Origin of the sequence: Serratia sp. FDAARGOS_506, assembly GCF_003812745.1 — a bacterium.
In the GTDB taxonomy this organism is placed as follows: Bacteria; Pseudomonadota; Gammaproteobacteria; order Enterobacterales; family Enterobacteriaceae; genus Serratia.
This window is the reverse complement of sequence record NZ_CP033831.1, coordinates 3,831,261-3,849,171: the sequence shown is the minus strand read 5'-3', so window position 1 is coordinate 3,849,171 and position 17,911 is coordinate 3,831,261. Positions and strand designations below refer to the sequence as shown.

Sequence of the window (17,911 nt, the reverse complement as noted above, 5' to 3'; positions counted from 1 at the left end):
GCCGTTAACCGTATCAATGCGCTTTATGGCGTGATGGCCAATTTAATCACGCCATCGCGTTTCTCCGCGAACAACGAGTAAGCCTCTGCGATATTCTCCAGCCGGAAGCGATGTGTCACGAACGGCGTGAGATCCAACCCGCCATGCTGGATCACGTTCATCATTCTGCGCATCCGTTCCTTACCACCCGGGCACAATGCCGTGCGAATGGTATGATCGCCCAGCCCATAGGCAAGCGCACTCACCGGCAGATGGAGATCTTCGCTATAAACACCCAGGCTGGATAAGGTACCGCCGGGTTTTAACACCCGCAGCGCCTGATTAAAGGTGGTTTGCGTTCCCAAACACTCAATGCTGGCGTCCACACCCCGCCCGCCGGTAAGCCTGAAGATCTCATCAACCACATCGTATTCCTTGTAATTCAGCAGGACGTTTGCCCCCATCTCGCCCGCCATTTTCAGCTTTTCGGGGGAACTGCTGACGGCAATGATCAGGCTGGCACCTTGCAAACGTGCCCCGGCGGTGGCACATAATCCGATCGGCCCCTGGGCGAAAATGGCTACCGTATCGCCAATTTTAATGTTGGCATTTTCCGCACCTTTAAATCCGGTAGACATCACATCCGGACACATCAGCACCTGCTCATCGGTCAGCGCATCAGGGATTAACGCCAGATTTGCTTCGGCATCGGGTACCAACACATACTCAGCCTGCGTGCCATCGATAACATTGCCAAAACGCCACCCCGCCGTAGCTTTATATCCGTGGCAACGGCATTCCGGCAAATAGGCACCGTCCTGAGCGGGAAAACCATCCTGGCAGGCATAGGACGTAAACGAGGGGCAAATGGCGCCGGCCAGCGCTCGCTGCCCTTCTTTAAAGCCTTTAACATTGCTCCCGAGCTTTTCGATAATCCCGACCGGTTCATGGCCCACGGTCAACCCGTGAGGCACGGCATATTCGCCCTTGAGAATATGAATATCGGTGCCACAAATTGTCGTCGTGGTTATTTTAAGCAAGGCATCATTTGGACCAGGAGAAGGAATCGGCTTATCAATCAACTCTATACGGCCTTTTTCGATAAAGGCCGCAGCTTTCATCAGGTTCATGGGGGGCTCTTTGAAGTGAATTCGACAAAAAAAGAATAAGTCACGTTAGTCTTTTCTGCCGAAATAAATAAAAATCAGATCTCTATCCCCCTCGAGTTCAATTATTTCATTTGAATTTATTTCTTATTAAAATAGGCGCCCCCGATGTTTAAAACAGAGTGGTAAAAAAGAGTGTGAGACACTGATTATTTTTAGGCGCATCTCTGTTTACCGAAAATACCGCCTGCCGACAAGAGTCTAACCCGGGGAATAGTCTATCGCGACGGTGTGTTTTCCCCTTCTGGCGTCAAACCGGCGATCAGCGCCTGCAGCAAAGCGCTGACCTTCGGCTGCGCCCGGCGGCTTTTCAGCCAGACGACGTTGATCGGCAGGCCGTCGGTCGCCAGATGCGGCAACACCTCGGTCAACGTCCCCGCCTCTAGCTGGCGTTTAACCAGCCAGGTCGGCAACTGAGCGATCCCGTGCCCCGCCAGCACTGCCGTCAGTTGCCCCTCCGCATCGCCAATGGCCACCCGCGGCGTCAGCGCTCTTCTCTCTACCGGCTGGGCCCCGCTTCCCGAGAAATGCCAAGGCGTCTGCACACCGTCGTTCTCCTGATACAGCACGCAGTGATGATGCGCTAATTCAGCGGCGGTGGTGGGTTCGCCCTGTCGCTTCAGGTATCCGGGCGCGGCGCAGAAGATATGCCGCTGCGTGCCAAGGTAGTGATGCCCCAGCGTATTTGGCCAGACATCCGAGCCGCCGATACGCACCAGTATATCGATGCCTTCGCCGGCCGGATCGGTGAAGCGGTCCGAAAACGTGATATGAGGCACCAGCAACGGGTGCTCCTCAATAAATCGCAGGATCACCGGCAGCGCATGCAAACGGCCAAAAGAAGCGGGAAGATCGATGCGCACCCTGCCGCGCGGCTCGCCGTTTTCCGCCTGCATCGCCAGTTCGGCTTCTTCCAGCTCGGCCAGTACGCCGGTACAGGTACGATAAAATTGGGTTCCGGCGTCGGTCAGCGCCAGCCGCCGCGTGGTGCGCTGGAACAGCTTCGTCTGTAATCGGCTCTCCAGCCGGGCGATCCCTTTGCTGACGGCGGAAGCTGTCAGGTTCAGGCGCTCCGCCGCCAGCGTAAAGCTGCCCATATCGGCCACGCATACAAACAGGCCGATCCCTTTGAGACGTTCGGAAGAAAACATGCCCTCACCTTATTAATGAATTTTTTTCCTGAAACTTGGTAATTTATAGCGTAAATCATGATTTTTATTCCGATAGACTTTCCCTCGAAACGTTAAAAACCGCAAGAGGTAAGTTATGAAGAACAAGAGGCCCCAGATCCTGATCACCGGCGCCACCGGCCAGATAGGCAGCGCGACCCTGCGTCTTTTGCAATCCCAGGCAGAGATCGAGCCGGTTGCCGCAGTGCGCTCTCCCGCCAAGGCGGCGCCCTTCGAAAAACTCGGTATCCGCACCGTCCAGCTCGATTTTGATCGGGAAGAGACGCTGGCTCCGGCGCTGGCCGGCATCGAGCGCGTATTTCTGGCTACCGGCTACACGGTGGACATGCTGCGGCAAAGCAAGGTGTTCCTCGATCACGCGCGCCAGGCCGGCGTGCGGCATGTCGTGCACCTCGGTGCCTGCGGCCGTGATGACACCAGCGTCGCGCACTGGGCCTGGCATCAACTCATCGAGCGTTATATCGAGTGGTCGGGGTTTTCATTCACCCACCTGCGGCCCGAGTGCTTTATGCAGAATCTGCTCAACTACGACGGCGTACCGGCGGTGAAAAATGGCGTGATCCGGCAATATACCGGCGATGCGCCGTTCAGTTGGGTGGATGGCGACGATGTGGCGCAGGCAGCGGCACTGGCGCTGCTGCACCCTGAACGGCACGGCGGCCAAACCTACCGTATGGGCTATGACGTTAAATCCTACGGCGAGATCGCCGCCATGATGACGGAAGAACTGGGGCAGCCGTTCCGCTATGAAGCGCAAGATCCGCAGGTTTTTCTGGATGAGATGCGCGCGACGGGCGCCGAAATGGCCTATATGAGCTGCGTCTACGACAATTTTCGCCGCATAGCGGCACGCGATATTCCAGGCGTCGATGAGGTTTTCGATAATTTTCCGCAGATTGCGGGGAGAGAACCGATGCGGCTAAGGGCATTTATCCGCAAGCACCGCGACAAGCTGGCCTACTAAGCCACGCAAGGTTCGCCAACCAAAAACGGCGAACCTTTCGTTTAGCTACCGCCGTGCCATTACAACATCCATTCGATCGGCAGCCAGCCGGCCACGGTGAGAATAATGCGTTTTACCCAGCCGGCACCAGGCTCTTGCTGATGCACCTCGGTGTGGCCGTCTTCGAAGGCTTCGTTCCACACCATTTTGCCCTCGGGCGTCAGCGCCGGGCGGTAGGCGGCGTACTCGAGCGGGCCATCAAACAGTTGGCGGGTGTCTGCCGCCAATGTCGGGCTGTCGATCAAAAAACCCATTTCGCAGTTCAGGTGCGCCGATCGCGGATCGAAATTGAACGAACCGATAAACACCCGTTTGTCGTCGATGGCGAAGGTTTTCGCGTGCAGCGCCGCGCCGGACAGCCCCAGCGGTTTGAGTTCCTGCCGCCCCGTCGGTTGGCCGGCCCGCAGTTTCAGTTCAAACAGCTCCACGCCGGCCTGCAGCAGCTCACGCCGGTATTTGGCGTAGCCTGCATGCACCACCAGCACGTCGGTGGTGTTCATCGCGTTGGTCAGCACGCGTATGGACTTCCCCTGTTTGGCAAGCGATTCAAAAAACTTCGCCCCTTCTCGGCCCGGCACGAAATAGGCGGAAACCAGATCCAGTTGTCGGCCGACGCCACCGATGATCTTGCCGAGCTGCGTCACCATCAAACGATCGCGCGAAGCCTTACCCAGCCCTTTCGCCGGATCGTCGGCCACCAGCGCTACCTGGGTGAATTCAGGCTGGACGGCGCCATCGCGAAAGCGCACCGCGCTGGTTTCCAACTGCACCGCCAGTTTGCGCGCCCGGTCGCTGCTTTCGGTCGCGGTGGCCTGCGTCAGGAACGCAGAAAGGTTGCCTTTGCCCCTGATAATCTGCTCAACGCCAAACACCGACGCGCTGTTCCAGTAGCGATCGAAGGTCTCGGCGGTCTCCGCCACTACGTTGCCAACGCTCAGTACGTCGAGATCGAGGAAATAGTTTTCGTCCCCGACCTGGAAATACTCGTCGCCGATGTTGCGGCCGCCGATGATCGCCACGGCGCCGTCGACGATGTAAGACTTGTTATGCATCCGGCGGTTCATACGCATAAAGTCAAAGGCATAACCGGCCAGCTTTGGCGTGCGCACCGTCGACGGATTGAACAGGCGGATCTCGACGTTTTCCTGGGCATTCAACGCCGCCAGGGTCTCGTCCATGGCGACGCCGTTATCGTCCAGCAACAGCCGCACGCGCACGCCGCGCTGGGCGGCGTCATACAGGGTTTTCAGCAAGATCTGCCCGGAGGTGTCGTTATGCCAGATGTAGTACTGGGCGTCGATCGACCTTTCGGCCATCCGCGCCAGCGCCAGGCGGCTGGCGAACGCATCGTGCCCGCTGACCAGCGGCACCACACCGCTCAGGCCCGGGTGCGCTGCCATCAGTTCGGCGGCACGCGCCGGCAGCTGGGCAGCAGGATCAGCCGGCAACGCCGCCTGCGGCGGACGCTGGGAAATATCCGGCAAACGAAAGATGACTCTTGCCGCAATAATGGCGATCGTCACAGCGAGAATCAGATACACGACAATTTTTATCACGGGAAGCGGCCTCGGAGGTTGACTGCTTTGCTTTATACGTCATTAGGTTGCTTCAATCTATAGGAGAAGCGCGCTATGCAATTAGGCTATAGCGTAAAACGCGAAGGCGAAACGCCAAACAGCTTTTTGAACGCCACCGAATAGGCGCTGTGGCTCTCATAACCGCTTTCGAAGGCGGCGTGGATGATCGAGTTGCCGGCCAGCAGCAGCGGAATGGACGACAGCAGCCGCAGGCGCTGTTTCCACTGGCCGAAGGTGATACCGGTTTGTTGGCTGAAATGGCGTTGAAAGGTCTTTGCGCTGATCGACAGTGAATCGGCCCAGGCTTCAATACCGCGTTCATCGGCCGGCGTGATGACCAACTGCCGGCAAATCTCGGCCATTCTCGCCTCTGCCGGCCAAGGCAGATGCAGCGCCAGCTGCGGCTGCAGGCTCAGCTCCTCTAAGAACAGCGCTCTGAGCAGCGCATTGCGTTTGGTCTCCGCCCCTTCCGGCGCCAGCGTCGTCAGCTGGGCGATCAGCTCGCGCAGCAGCGGTGACACCTGCAATACGCCGTCGCGCAGCGGCAAACGCGCGGCGGTGATTTCATCGACCAATATTCCGTAAACGCAGATGTTACTCTGCATGACGATCTGATGTTCTACCCCCGGCCGCAGCCAGACCGCGGTGGTGGGCGGTACGATCCAGCGCCCACTACTTGCCTCGACCGCCATCACGCCCTGTTGCGAATAGAGCAAATGACAGCGTTTATGTGAGTGGTAAGGAATGACAAAGCCCGCCGGATAGTGTTTCACCAGACCTGTCACCTCGAACGAGGAATTCTCGTGGCTGCTGAGATTGATGCGTTTCGTTTCAGCGTTGTCGACTTCGAATCCCATGGTCGTTTGTCCCTTTTGATAACGCGAATGTCTTTTATTTGATAGAGAGGCCGGATGATCCTCCATATAGTGACGTTCTCGCAAGCCACACCAGGGGCCTTATGCGAAGAAACTCACTATTTACACCAAAATTTCATCGTTCTGCGTAAAACGGAGACGATGACGTTGCGCATGCGCTGCGCAATGGCGGCTCGTTGCGGGGGCGACGTAGCCGAAAGTGATGGAAAGGGAAAGCGCGGTGGCAAAAATCAGGAGGTATACGCATCAATCAGCAGGTAGCTCAGCCTGGGGGGGCGGCTCAATGCTGAATGGATATGGAGAGCGCCTAGGCTCTCCTCTATCCATTAGTGTTATCACATCAACGGGCCAACTCAGCGCCGTCCAGTTCGGAAATCGCCAAACAAATCACTTCAGTAATGGCCTGTACCGTATAGGCGGTATTGGCAGGAATGATTAACATCTCATGGGGTTGTAACGTCTGATCGTCAACCTTCAGTTCACCGCTCAGCACCATCAATTTCACCCACCCCGGATGAAAACGCGCCGGTTGCCGGCTCCCCGCATCCAACTTCAGCAACGCCGTATGGCCAGGCGTCTCCCGTTTTAAAATATGAAAACGCACCCCATCGTAAGGCATGTTTTCGTAATGCAGTGACGCCAGTGTTCTCTTATGCATGGTAAGTGTCCTCGTGACCTGTGAGTAGCTGCTCCGCCTTCGGTCGCCATAAAAACGATTGGCGGCTGTCCCTACCGAAAGCACAGGCTCGCAGCCTCTTGGCGAACGGATTAACTGTCGTACTTACAGCGGCCCGACCGACCGCCGTTTCATGCCTAACCTGCCTCAGGCATGCTAATAAATATATAAGAGCCTCGCCAACGGCGCAAAAAACCGCTACAAGATTGAGCGTATTACGGTACTAGTTAGCCGCCTGAACGGCGAGACGAACAGCGCCAGCCGTCAGGCAGGCAACCCCAGCGCCGCAGGCCAACACGGCATAAGACATGATCGCGCGCCAACCGCCCCTCTCTATGATGCAGCGAGAAAAAGGCCTGCCGTAACCCCGAGACCGCCACCGTTGCACACTCACAGCTCGCAGATGGCGTAGGTGCCCTTTCCGGCCGATTTCGCCTGATACATCGCGCCGTCCGCGCGGGTCAACAGCAGCTCCTCCGTCACGTCACTGTGCGAGGAGATCGCCGCGCCCAGGCTGGCGGACAGCTTCACGGTCTGCTGACCGATCTGCGAAATATCGGCCAGACGCGCCAACACGTTTTCGCAAAATTCGCTGACCTCGCGCCGAGGATCCGCCAGTGGCCACAGGATCACCGTGAACTCGTCACCGGCCAGGCGCGAGACGCTATGACGTTCACCGGCGCAGGCGCTAAGCAGTTTGGCGAATGTCTTCAAGATCAGATCGCCAAAGTCATGGCCATAGCTGTCGTTTAGGGTCTTGAAACCGTCGAGATCGATGAACAACAGCGCCATCTGCCGCTGTTCGCAGCAGACCTGCAGCGTGCCGGACAACCGACGCAGAAAGGCGCGGCGGTTGGTCAATCCGGTCAGCATGTCGTGCGTGGCCTCGTACTCCAGCCGCTGTTGCAAGCGTTTCAGTTCGGTAATATCCATGGACAGAATATAAAACCCCTGCGCTTCGCACGGCACCAGCGTGGTGTGGATCATCAGCAGCCCCTGTTGGGTCTGGAGCTCATTTTCAAAACTCACCATTTCCCCCGCCAAGGCTCTGTCTATCATCGGTTTCGCTGTCTGATAAACGTTCTCTCCCATGAAGTCGCGTACCGTCATCCCTTTGAGGCGGCTCTCTTCCAGACCGAACCAGGTTTTATAGGCGCTGTTGGCGAACAGGTAACGTTCATTACCGTCGATTTGGCTGATCAACGCCGGCATATTGTCCGTAATGGCGCGCAGGCGTTCTTTTTCCGTGCTGAGCTGGTATTCGGCGAGCACCCGGGTCTCAATCTCTTCGTTGAGTTTCTTGACCACCACGTTCAGTTCACGGGTGCGGATTTCGACGCGTTCCTCCAGTTCATGCTGCAACGCGAACAGATCGGCCTCGGCCGCCTTACGCTCGCTGATATCGACGATGACCGAGATGAAATGGTCCGGCTTGCCGTTCGGCAAGCGATTGAGCGCCACCGTCAGCTGCACCCAAACGATCGAACCGTCGGCGCGAAAATAGCGTTTTTCCATCGAATAGGTGCTGATTTCATTTTTCAGCAGCTGCTGCAACTTTTCCAGATCGGTGTTGAGATCGAGCGGATAGGTAATGTCCTGGAAGGTGCGATCCATCAGCTCACGCTCGGAATACTGCAGCATTTCGCAGATGCGCGGATTCACCCGCAGCCAATATCCTTGCAGCGAGACCAGCGCCATCCCTACCGCCGCCTGCGCGAAGGTCTGTTCGAACAGCGCCTCCGTGCGCTGCAGGTCGGATTTCAGGTTTTCGGTATAGACGCGGCGTTCAATGCTCTGCAGGTACTCTTCCACCACGGCGGCGAAGTCATGCAGATCGGCCAGTTGTTCCGGAGAGAACGGCTGCGGATGGCTGTCGATAATGCACAGAGTGCCGAGCGGCAAGCCGTCGAGCGACAACAGCGGCTGCCCAACGTAAAAACCGACCCTCGGCCCGCCGATCACCAGCGGATTATCGAAAAAACGCGGGTCTTTAGCGGTATCGGGCACCACCAACGCTTCGCGTTGCAAGATGGCATGGCCGCAAAACGAGATATTGCGCGGCGTTTCTCGGGCATCCAGACCGTAGCGCGATAAAAACCATTGGCGATCCCGATCGATCAGCGACACCAGCGCAATGTTCACGTCGAAGTATTTCGCCGCCAGCCGCGTGATACGATCCAGTTTTTCCACCGAGTTCGAATCCAGCACGTTCAGCGAATTCAATACCGACAGGCGTTCGGCTTCGTTTTCGGGGAAGCAGGGTTCGAGCATGTTGTCTCCCATTGTGTCACCTACGGGCCCGGCATAGCCGGCGTGAGTCCGTTCAGCCTATCCGTCGATTAGCGGCAAATAATATCCTTGTCCATCATAGACTCACTCACAGTATCAATCCGATTATGTATTCTCGCCAACTTTGCCGGACGTTGCGTTTACCACCGCGCTGCGCTACAGTCGTTCACAAGGTGATGGTGTTCCACCTTTCCCAACCGCCGCGTTCACTCGAACCGGATGATGACGCCTGATATACAACTTCGCTTTATTTTTTAGGCAGGTATGTCAGGAGTCGCTATGAATGAAATCTCACGTCTTACCCCTTTTCCACGCCAGCCCGATGCCGTCGCGCGGGAAATGCCCCTGTACGTTTTCGGCCATAAAAATCCCGACAGCGACAGCATCTGCAGCGCGCTGGTGGTCGCGGACTGGCTCAATCACCTCGGCAAACCGGCCGTGGCTTTCCGCCTAGGCGACCTCACGCCGGAAACTCGCTACATACTGGCTGCCGCCGGCGTACAGGCGCCTGCGCTGCTGACAGACGATCTCCGTGACCGCAAAGTCTGGCTGGTCGACTTTACCGATATCGAACAAGGCCCGGCCTCATTGCCCGACAGCGACGTGGTCGGCGTTATCGACCATCACCGCCTGGGCACGTTAGTCACCCGCAACCCGCCCGATGTCTGGGTGCGCGCCGTCGGCTGTTGCGCCACCCTGATCCTGCAAATCCTGACGACAGAAAAGCCAATGCCACTTAACGCCGCGCAGGCCACGCTGCTGCTGGGCGCCATCCTGAGCGACACCGTCGCGCTCAGTGCGCCGACCACCACGGAACAGGATCGGCTGGCGGTCACCCGGTTACGCGCAATCTCTCACGTCGACTATGACGCCTTCACCGCCGGGCTGCTCGCCGCCAAAACCGATCTCTCGGGGCAATCCGCCCCGCAGTTGCTGCAGCGCGATGCCAAGAATTACCGCATCCATACCGTCTCGCTGCTGCTGTCGCAGATAGAGGTGCGGGCCATGAGCGACATCGATCCGCTGTTGCCCGCACTGCAACAGGCGCTCGAGCAGGCGAAGCAGGAGGCCGGGCTGGAGATGACCGCGCTGCTGGTTACCGATATCACCCACCATCGCTCCACCCTGTATTTCTCGTCGAACCGGGTGCTCGCCATTCAGCAGGTGTCGCTGCCCGGTATGACGAGCCGAAAAAAAGAGGTTTTACCGTGGTTAACCCTACAGATTGCTCACGCAGGGAGATAAGTCATGCCGATCTACCAACACGCTTTACTGCTGGTACAGGATGAACGCGACGGCCGGCTGCTGTTGCGCCATGCCGAACGCCTCAATCAGCAGATGAGTACGCGCATTACCGTGGCGCACATCAGCGCCGACTATGCCGAGCTGGACTACCTCAGCGATGCGCAAACCAAAGATCGCCAGTCCAGCGAGGTGATCGCCGCCAAAGCCATGCTCAGCCGCCTGGTGGAAGACTGCTCAATCCCCCTGGAGGTGCGCGCAATCGTCAGCATCCATCGCTTCAAAGACGTCGAAGCCCTGATTGCCCGTGAAGGCGTCGATCTTTTGTTGCTCGGCCATCAGAACCGTCCGTTTGGCGTCTATGCCTCCTTCGGCTTCGAATTCATCAACCATTTATCCATCGACGTGCTGATCAAACACGTTCCCACTCCCTAGAACGAGGTGACACCCCATGAACTATGAGATTGAAAGCGTAACCGCCAGAGAGATCCTGGATTCGCGCGGCAACCCGACCGTCGAAGTCGAAATGAGCGCGGCGGGCGTCGTGGCCCGGGCTTCGGTGCCTTCGGGAGCCAGCACCGGGTCGCACGAGGCGGTGGAGCACCGCGACGGCGATCCGCACCGTTTCGGCGGCAAAGGCGTACTGGAGGCGGTGCACAGCGTCAAAACGGCGATCAACGAGGCGCTGCGCGGGGTGGATGTGCGCCAACAAGAGGAGATAGACCGCCGGCTGATCGCGCTGGACGGCAGCGAGAACAAGAGCCGATTGGGGGCCAACGCCCTGCTCGGCGTTTCTCTGGCCGCCGCCCGCCTCGCGGCGCAATTGTCGCAGCTGCCGCTGTATCGTTATCTGGGCGGCATCGGCGCCAACCTGCTGCCGGTGCCCTGCATGAATATCATCAACGGCGGTGTGCACGCCCGGTGGCAAGGGGCGGACTTTCAGGAGTTTATGATAGCTCCCCTGGGCGCGCCATCGCTACGCGAGGCCGTGCGCTGGGGCAGTGAAGTTTATCAGGCGCTGCGCCAAATCCTGTTGGAGCAAGGCCTGTCGGTCGGCGTCGGTGACGAAGGCGGTTTCGCACCGGCGGTCGCCTCAAACCGCCAGCCGCTCGAGCTGATCGTGCAGGCGATAGAGAAAGCCGGCTACCGGCCGGGAGAAGATATCGCGATCTGCATGGATCCGGCCTCGAGCGAATTCTATGCCGACGGCAAGTACCGCCTGCGTAGCGAGAACCTCGAGTTGGACGCAGCCCAGATGACGGCCTATTACCAACGGCTGGTGCAGGATTTCCCCATCGTGCTGATTGAAGACGGCTTGGCCGAGGACGACTGGGCCGGCTGGCGTATTCTGAGCGACGCCCTGGGCGACCAGGTGGAGCTGGTCGGCGACGATCTGTTCGTCACCAACGTGAAATACATCCAGCGCGGAATTGATGAACGGTTGGCCAATGCGGCACTGATCAAGCTGAACCAGATCGGCACGCTGAGCGAAACCTTCGCCGCCGTACAGCTCTGCCAGGCGAACGGCTGGGGCACCTTTATCTCGCACCGCAGCGGTGAAACCGTCGACAGCTTTATCGCTGACATGACGGTCGCGATGCGAGCCGGCCATCTGAAAACCGGCGCGCCGAGCCGCGGCGAGCGCATCGAAAAATACAATCAGCTGATGCGCATCGAAGACCAGTTGGGCGCCGCGGCGGTGTATGCCGGGCGTTCCGCCTTTAAACGCCGCTAAGCTTTGCCGGCCGGGCCGGCGATGCGTCGGCCTGTTTTTCGCCCTTGGCTTGGCACAGCCCGGCGACACCGGACTCCAATAACGTCAGCCGGGTCTTCAGCAGGGTTTCTCGTTGTTCATTCAGCGTGGACATCATCAGCTCGATCTCCGCCAGCCGTTCATCGACGCCACGTATCAACCCATCCTGATAAGCACTGCCCTGCAGCGCCAGCACGCGTTGGATCGCCTGCAGCGAAAACCCCAGATTTTGACCGATTTGGATCAGGTGCAATCGCTCCAGCGCGCTATCGCTGTAGACCCGATAACCGTTGACGCCGCGCACCGGTTTCGGCAGCAGCCCCAGCTGCTCGTAGTAGCGTATCGCCGAGGCGGCCATCCCGGCGCGCTGCGCCAATTCTCCGATCTTCATGCCCTATTGACCTTAAAGTTAACTTTAAACCTAGTATAGCGCCATTCCCCTTACGACAGGAGCGCAAAACCGATGTTTACCCCACTGACTCTGCCCAACGGCAGCCACCTGACCAACCGTCTGGCTAAGGCGGCGATGGAAGAAAATCTGGCTGCCCCGGGCCAACTGCCCGGCCCGGCGCTGTGGCGCTTATACCGCCATTGGGCCGAAGGCGGCGCCGGCTTGATCATCACCGGCAACGTGATGATCGACGGCCGCGCCATGACCGGACCCGGCGGCGTGGTGCTGGAACAAGACACGCCGCTCGCCCCGTTCGAAACCTGGGCCAAGGCCGCGCGCCAGGGCGGCGCGCAGGTGTGGATGCAGCTCAATCACCCTGGCCGGCAGGTGATGGCGAATATGGGCGGCAACGCGTGGGCGCCCTCCGCCATCCCGCTGGCGATGGGCAAGCACAGCAAGCTGTTCGCCCAGCCGCAGGCGATGGATGAAGCGCAGATCGCCGAGGTTATCGCGCGCTTCGCCGCCAGCGCGCACGCCGCTGAGCAGGCCGGTTTTACCGGTGTGGAAATCCACGCGGCGCATGGCTACCTGATTTCCCAGTTTCTCTCGCCGCTGACCAACCAACGCAACGATCGTTGGGGTGGCGAATTGGCTAACCGCGCCCGCCTGCTGCTGGAGGTGGTGCGTGCGGTGCGCGAACGCGTCTCGCCGGAATTTTGTGTAGCGGTCAAATTGAACTCCGCCGATTTTCAGCGCGGCGGTTTTTCATCGGACGACGCCCGCCAGGTGGTGCTGATGTTGAACGATCTGCCGGTTGATATGATTGAACTGTCCGGCGGCAGCTACGAAAGCCCGGCGATGCAAGGCGAAACGGCGGATGGCCGCACCCTGGCGCGAGAAGCCTATTTTCTGTCCTTCGCCCGCGATCTTGCCGCCGTGGCCCGCATGCCGGTGATGACCACCGGCGGCATCGCCCGTCCTTCGGTGGCGCAGCAAGTGCTGGACAGCGGTGTCGCGGTCGCCGGCATCGCCACCGCCATGGCGGAAGTGCCCGATCTGCCGCGCCGCTGGCAAACTGGGGCAGCCCCCCATGCGCTGCCTGCTCCAGTCACCTGGCGCAACAAAACAATGGCGTCGCTCGCCCGCATGGCATTGGTCAAGCGCCGGATGCGCGCACTGAGTGACGATCGGCCGCGCAGCGTGCGCTACTCTCCGCTGTTCACGCTGCTCGTCGATCAGTGGCGCACTCGCCGCATCCTGCAGCGTTACCACGCCTGGTTACAACAACGTTAATGACAACAGCGCCGGCGTACTGGCCGGCGTTGCGTAAAAATCCCGCTTTTTTGATCGCGCTACGTGAAATCTGTGATAAATCACTGCCCTGGATGCTGCGCTTTTAACGGTTGGCCATTTATATTCATCACAAATTTTGTGTATATAAACGCTATAGGACTTAATGTGGTGAATAGATAAAAATAAGCCGCTATTTCCTATTTATGTTATTAACTGAAAATTCACCTTATTAATAAACGCATTAAAGGCGCCGTCGCGTTGGCGGCAGAAAGGATTTTTGTGCCATGTTAACGATATGTTGTTTTTTGCCGCCAAAATCAACGGTCAATAAATCAACAACATATTGATGAACCTAAGAAAAAACTAAACAATTCAAAACAAAATCGGCTATTGAGTCCCGGGCAAAAAAGCCATATATTGGTCGCGCTTTTCACAAGGCAGTTACTTTTCTTATTCATTAATTCAATCGGAGCGTGTTGAGACCTTCGATTGTAGGAGAGATATGATGACGGATAAAGTCCGTATTGATACTTTAGTTGCAAACTCATTAAACGGAAACAATGAAACCTATTTGGCGCGTCAAGCCGAATTTGAGTCGAATGTTAGGAGTTATCCGCGCAAATTGCCGTTGGCAATTGCGAAAGCCCAGGGCGTTTGGATCACTGATGTTGAGAATAATCAATATCTTGATTGCCTGGCCGGGGCAGGAACGTTGGCTCTTGGACATAATCACCCCGACGTCCTGCAAAGCATCCAAAATGTCATTACCAGCGGCTTGCCGTTACATACTCTCGATCTCACGACCCCGTTGAAAGATCGTTTCTCCGATTACTTGCTCTCTCTGTTGCCTGGCGAAGGCAAAGAGTATTGCCTGCAGTTCTGCGGCCCGTCCGGTGCCGATGCGGTGGAAGCCGCGCTGAAGCTGGCGAAAAAACACACCGGCCGTTCCGGCGTGATCAGCTTCTCCGGCGGTTATCACGGCATGACCCACGGCGCGCTGTCGGTTACCGGCAACCTGTCACCGAAGGCGGCGATCAACGGCATGATGCCGGAAGTGCAGTTCATGCCTTATCCGCATGAATACCGCTGCCCGCTGGGCATCGGCGGCGAAGCCGGCGTCAAGGCGCTGACCTACTACTTCGACAACCTGATCAACGACGTGGAAAGCGGCGTGCGTAAACCGGCGGCGGTGATCCTGGAAGCCGTTCAGGGCGAAGGCGGCGTTAACCCGGCCCCGGCCGAGTGGCTGCAGCGCATCCGCAAAGTGACGCAGGAGCACGGCATTCTGCTGATCATCGACGAAGTTCAGGCCGGTTTCGCCCGTACGGGCAAACTGTTCGCCTTCGAACACGCAGGCATCGAGCCGGACATCATCGTGATGTCGAAAGCGGTCGGCGGTGGCTTGCCACTCGCGGTACTGGGCATCAAGAAACAGTTTGACGCCTGGGAACCGGGTCACCACACCGGTACCTTCCGCGGCAACCAGCTGGCGATGGCCACCGGCCTGACCACCCTGCAATACCTGAAAGAGCACAAGGTCGCCGACAAAGTGGCCGCTCAGGGCGAATGGCTGAAAGGCAAACTGGCCGAGCTGCAGAAACGTTATCCGGTAATCGGTCACGTTCGCGGTCTGGGCCTGATGATCGGCATCGAGATCGTCAAGCCGAACGAAGCGCAGGATCACATGGGCTGCTACCCGGCCGATGGCGAACTCTCTGCACTGCTGCAGAAGAAATGCTTTGAATCCGGTCTGATCCTGGAGCGCGGCGGGCGCAACGGCTGCGTGCTGCGCCTGCTGCCTTCACTGCTGATCACCAACGATGAGCTGGGTATTTTCCTGGATAAATTTGAGCAGGCGCTGTTGGCCGCCGGCGTCAAGCCAGTCTGATTGGAGCGAATGACCGCGATGTCCAAGTTAAACCCGATTCTGGCTTCCTCGGCGCACAGCGCCGAGGCTTACCGCCAGGCGATCGCGCAGAGCAGTGAAGCCGTCGTGCAGTGGCTGCAACAGCCTGAGATGTATCAGGGCAAAAGCGTTGCCGAACTGCGCGAGCGCATCAAGCTCGACTTCACTCCGCAAGGCCTGGGCAACCAGGCGGCGATCGATCGTGCCATCGAGTACTTTTTGAAAGACAGCCTGTCGGTGCACCACCCGCAGTGCGTGGCGCACCTGCACTGCCCGAGCCTGGTGATTAGCCAGGCCGCCGAAGTGCTGATCAACGCCACCAACCAGAGCATGGACTCCTGGGATCAGAGCCCATCGGCCACGCTGATCGAAATGAAGCTGATCGAGTGGCTGCGCGCCCAGGTCGGTTACCAGCCCGGCGACGCCGGGGTGTTCACCAGCGGCGGCACCCAGAGCAACCTGATGGGGCTGATGCTGGCGCGCGATGCGTTCTTCGCGCGTCAGGGCCACTCCGTGCAGCAGGACGGCCTGGTGGGCGATCTGCGCAAGCTGAAGGTGTTCTGTTCTGAAAACGCCCACTTCTCGGTGCAGAAGAACATGGCGCTGATGGGCCTCGGCTATCAGTCCGTCACCTTGGTGAAAACCGATCGCTTCGCCCGTATGGACGTGAACGATTTGGCGGAAAAACTGGCGCAGGCCAAGGCTAACGGCGAGCAGGTGATGGCGATTGTCGCCACCGCCGGCACCACCGACGCCGGTGCCATTGACCCGCTGCGCGACATCGCGCGGTTGGCGGCGGAGCAGCAGATTTGGGTGCACGTGGATGCGGCCTGGGGCGGCGCGCTGCTGCTCTCCGAGCAGTACCGCGACTACCTGGACGGCCTGGAACTGGTGGACTCCGTTACCCTGGACTTCCACAAGCAGTTCTTCCAGACCATCAGCTGCGGTGCCTTCTTGCTGAAAGACGAGCGCCACTATGAACTGATGCGTTATCAGGCGGCCTACCTGAACTCCGAGTTTGACGAAGCGCAAGGCGTGCCGAACCTGGTGTCCAAATCGCTGCAGACCACCCGCCGCTTCGATGCCTTGAAGCTGTGGATGGGGCTGGAAGCGCTGGGGCAGAAGCAATACGCCGAGATCATCGATCATGGCGTGACGCTGGCGCAACAGGTGGCGCGTTACATCACCGATCAGGAATCGCTGGAACTGGTGATGCAGCCGCAGTTGGCCAGCGTGCTGTTCCGCTACCGTCCGGCACAGCTGGCGGCGAAAGGCGATGCGGCCGTCGCGCTGTTCAACCAGCGCATCGGTGACGCCCTGCTGGAGTCGGGCCGCGCTAACGTCGGCGTGACAGAATTCGATGGCGTAACCTGCCTGAAGATGACGCTGCTGAACCCGATCGTGACGCTGGAAGACATCAAGCTGTTGCTGGCGCTGGTCGAGAAAACCGCGCAGCAGCTGCCGGCGTAACGTCGCGCAGCCTGTCCGCTCAAGCCGATAACCTCCGTTATCGGCTTTTTTTATTCCCCTAAATACGCGACAGATACTCTTCCAACACCAGCGGATAGCCAGCGCCTGAGGGATGCTCGATCGCCACGCCGGCGAAGGTGCTGGCTTCCGTCACCCACTTGCGCTGCGGCGGCAGCCCCCAAGGCAGCAGTTGCTGGCGTTGATCTGCCTCAAGCAGGTTGGTCTCCAGCTCAATATCGATCATTTGATACGGCGTGTTGTGCAACTCAATACGATGTCCATCGGGATCGCGCAGATAGACGAACAGTACGTGCCCCATGCCGTGCCGCCCCGGCCCGCGTTCCACCGCGTCGCCGAACCCCAGGTTGCCGGCAGTATCACAGGCGCGCAGGATCTCCTGCGAATCGGGAATGGTATAGCCGAAATGGTGCAGGCGCGGCCCCGGCCCATGTAGATACACCAAATCCTGCGTATTTCCCTTACGTTGTAAGAAGGCGGCACCCAGCCCCTGTTCATTAAAATAGATGTCCGAAGCGCGAAACCCCAACTGGGTCATGTAGAATTCAGCCGCCCGCTGCACATAGGGCGTATGCAGCTGGAAATGGTCCAGCCGCTGAGCGCTGCCGCCGCGGTACAAATGCACCTGATGATGCAGGCGTGGCACCACCGGCATACTGGCGCACAGTTCGATCGGCGTGCCAACCGGATCGGTGAAATGCAGGGTGCGGCCCTGAAAAGGCACCTCCGCCCAGTTATTTTCAAGACCTTGCAGATCCAAAAAAAGCTTGGCCGCCACCAGGTCTCGCTCCTGAAACACCCGAAGGCCGATGCGCTCGCAGTGCGGCTCCGCTTTGCTGTAGGTGATCACCAGGCTGTGATGGCAGGCTTCTTCTAACCCTCGCAGGTACAGGCGACAGTCGTCTTTGTGCGTCAATACCATGCCCGCCACCTGGGTATAAAACCGCTCGCTGGCGGCCAGATCTTGCGAAGTCAGCACCAGATGGCTAGCGCGCGTGATGGCGAATGGCGGATCGTACTGGGTAACCGGTATTCGACTCATTACCGTTCCTTAGGGGGCGCCAGGCCCCGCTTCAGTGGAGC

The 17,911-nt window shown here is 58.6% G+C and carries 15 protein-coding genes and 1 riboswitch; of the genes, 7 read left to right on the top strand and 8 right to left on the bottom strand.

What is annotated here, in order from left to right; genetic code table 11:
• Positions 1–23: 23 nt before the first annotated feature.
• Both EGY12_RS18700 and EGY12_RS18695 read right to left on the bottom strand, forming a co-directional pair.
• On the bottom strand, positions 24–1,109 hold the full coding sequence (locus EGY12_RS18700) for an NAD(P)-dependent alcohol dehydrogenase (RefSeq protein ID WP_123894949.1): 1,086 nt from the start codon (positions 1,107–1,109) through the stop codon (positions 24–26).
• 254 nt (positions 1,110–1,363) lie between these two features.
• The gene (locus EGY12_RS18695) at positions 1,364–2,296 is read right to left on the bottom strand and encodes a LysR family transcriptional regulator (protein WP_123894948.1); all 933 of its coding nucleotides are present in this window, start codon (positions 2,294–2,296) and stop codon (positions 1,364–1,366) included.
• A 115-nt stretch (positions 2,297–2,411) separates the two neighbouring features.
• On the opposite strand from EGY12_RS18695, the gene EGY12_RS18690 reads away from it, so the two are divergent.
• Positions 2,412–3,299, top strand: coding sequence for an SDR family oxidoreductase (locus EGY12_RS18690; protein ID WP_123894947.1), 888 nt, complete (start codon positions 2,412–2,414; stop codon positions 3,297–3,299).
• Positions 3,300–3,358: 59 nt separating this feature from the next.
• Here EGY12_RS18690 and EGY12_RS18685 read toward each other — a convergent pair whose 3' ends face one another.
• From EGY12_RS18685 to EGY12_RS18670, 4 genes are all read right to left on the bottom strand, one after another.
• A complete protein-coding gene (locus EGY12_RS18685; RefSeq protein ID WP_253722861.1) occupies positions 3,359–4,822 on the bottom strand; it encodes a phospholipase D family protein in 1,464 nt (487 codons plus the stop codon).
• Positions 4,823–4,980: 158 nt separating this feature from the next.
• Positions 4,981–5,772 (bottom strand): helix-turn-helix domain-containing protein, encoded by a 792-nt coding sequence (locus EGY12_RS18680; RefSeq protein WP_049199626.1) that lies wholly within the window; start codon positions 5,770–5,772, stop codon positions 4,981–4,983.
• Between the two features lie 358 nt (positions 5,773–6,130).
• Positions 6,131–6,448, bottom strand: a complete 318-nt coding sequence (locus tag EGY12_RS18675; RefSeq protein ID WP_038871643.1) for a cupin domain-containing protein — start codon at positions 6,446–6,448, stop codon at positions 6,131–6,133.
• Between the two features lie 408 nt (positions 6,449–6,856).
• Positions 6,857–8,737 (bottom strand): PAS domain S-box protein, encoded by a 1,881-nt coding sequence (locus EGY12_RS18670; protein ID WP_123894945.1) that lies wholly within the window; start codon positions 8,735–8,737, stop codon positions 6,857–6,859.
• Positions 8,738–8,918: 181 nt separating this feature from the next.
• Positions 8,919–8,994: riboswitch (Fluoride riboswitch) on the top strand.
• Positions 8,995–9,034: 40 nt separating this feature from the next.
• On the opposite strand from EGY12_RS18670, the gene EGY12_RS18665 reads away from it, so the two are divergent.
• The 3 genes from EGY12_RS18665 to eno are packed head-to-tail and all read left to right on the top strand — an operon-like array spanning position 9,035 to position 11,732.
• On the top strand, positions 9,035–10,000 hold the full coding sequence (locus tag EGY12_RS18665) for a DHHA2 domain-containing protein (RefSeq protein ID WP_123894944.1): 966 nt from the start codon (positions 9,035–9,037) through the stop codon (positions 9,998–10,000).
• Positions 10,001–10,003: 3 nt separating this feature from the next.
• Positions 10,004–10,432: a universal stress protein gene (locus EGY12_RS18660; protein ID WP_123894943.1), complete on the top strand. Its 429-nt coding sequence runs from the start codon at positions 10,004–10,006 to the stop codon at positions 10,430–10,432.
• Between the two features lie 16 nt (positions 10,433–10,448).
• Entirely contained in the window at positions 10,449–11,732 is a 1,284-nt protein-coding gene (gene eno / locus EGY12_RS18655) for a phosphopyruvate hydratase (protein WP_123894942.1), read from the top strand.
• Here eno and EGY12_RS18650 read toward each other — a convergent pair.
• Complete coding sequence (locus EGY12_RS18650; RefSeq protein ID WP_123894941.1) at positions 11,719–12,141, bottom strand: MerR family transcriptional regulator; 423 nt, start codon at positions 12,139–12,141, stop codon at positions 11,719–11,721. The two genes, eno and EGY12_RS18650, sit on opposite strands and share 14 nt — an antisense overlap.
• Before the next feature lie 72 nt (positions 12,142–12,213).
• On the opposite strand from EGY12_RS18650, the gene EGY12_RS18645 reads away from it, so the two are divergent.
• The 3 genes from EGY12_RS18645 to EGY12_RS18635 all read left to right on the top strand — a co-directional run bounded on the left by EGY12_RS18645 (position 12,214) and on the right by EGY12_RS18635 (position 16,810).
• Positions 12,214–13,434, top strand: coding sequence for an NADH:flavin oxidoreductase/NADH oxidase family protein (locus tag EGY12_RS18645; protein WP_123894940.1), 1,221 nt, complete (start codon positions 12,214–12,216; stop codon positions 13,432–13,434).
• A gap of 505 nt (positions 13,435–13,939) precedes the next feature.
• Complete coding sequence (locus EGY12_RS18640; RefSeq protein ID WP_074188621.1) at positions 13,940–15,322, top strand: diaminobutyrate--2-oxoglutarate transaminase; 1,383 nt, start codon at positions 13,940–13,942, stop codon at positions 15,320–15,322.
• Positions 15,323–15,340: 18 nt separating this feature from the next.
• On the top strand, positions 15,341–16,810 hold the full coding sequence (locus tag EGY12_RS18635) for an aspartate aminotransferase family protein (RefSeq protein WP_123894939.1): 1,470 nt from the start codon (positions 15,341–15,343) through the stop codon (positions 16,808–16,810).
• A 58-nt stretch (positions 16,811–16,868) separates the two neighbouring features.
• Here EGY12_RS18635 and EGY12_RS18630 read toward each other — a convergent pair whose 3' ends face one another.
• Complete coding sequence (locus tag EGY12_RS18630) at positions 16,869–17,870, bottom strand: VOC family protein (RefSeq protein ID WP_123894938.1); 1,002 nt, start codon at positions 17,868–17,870, stop codon at positions 16,869–16,871.
• Positions 17,871–17,911 lie beyond the last annotated feature (41 nt).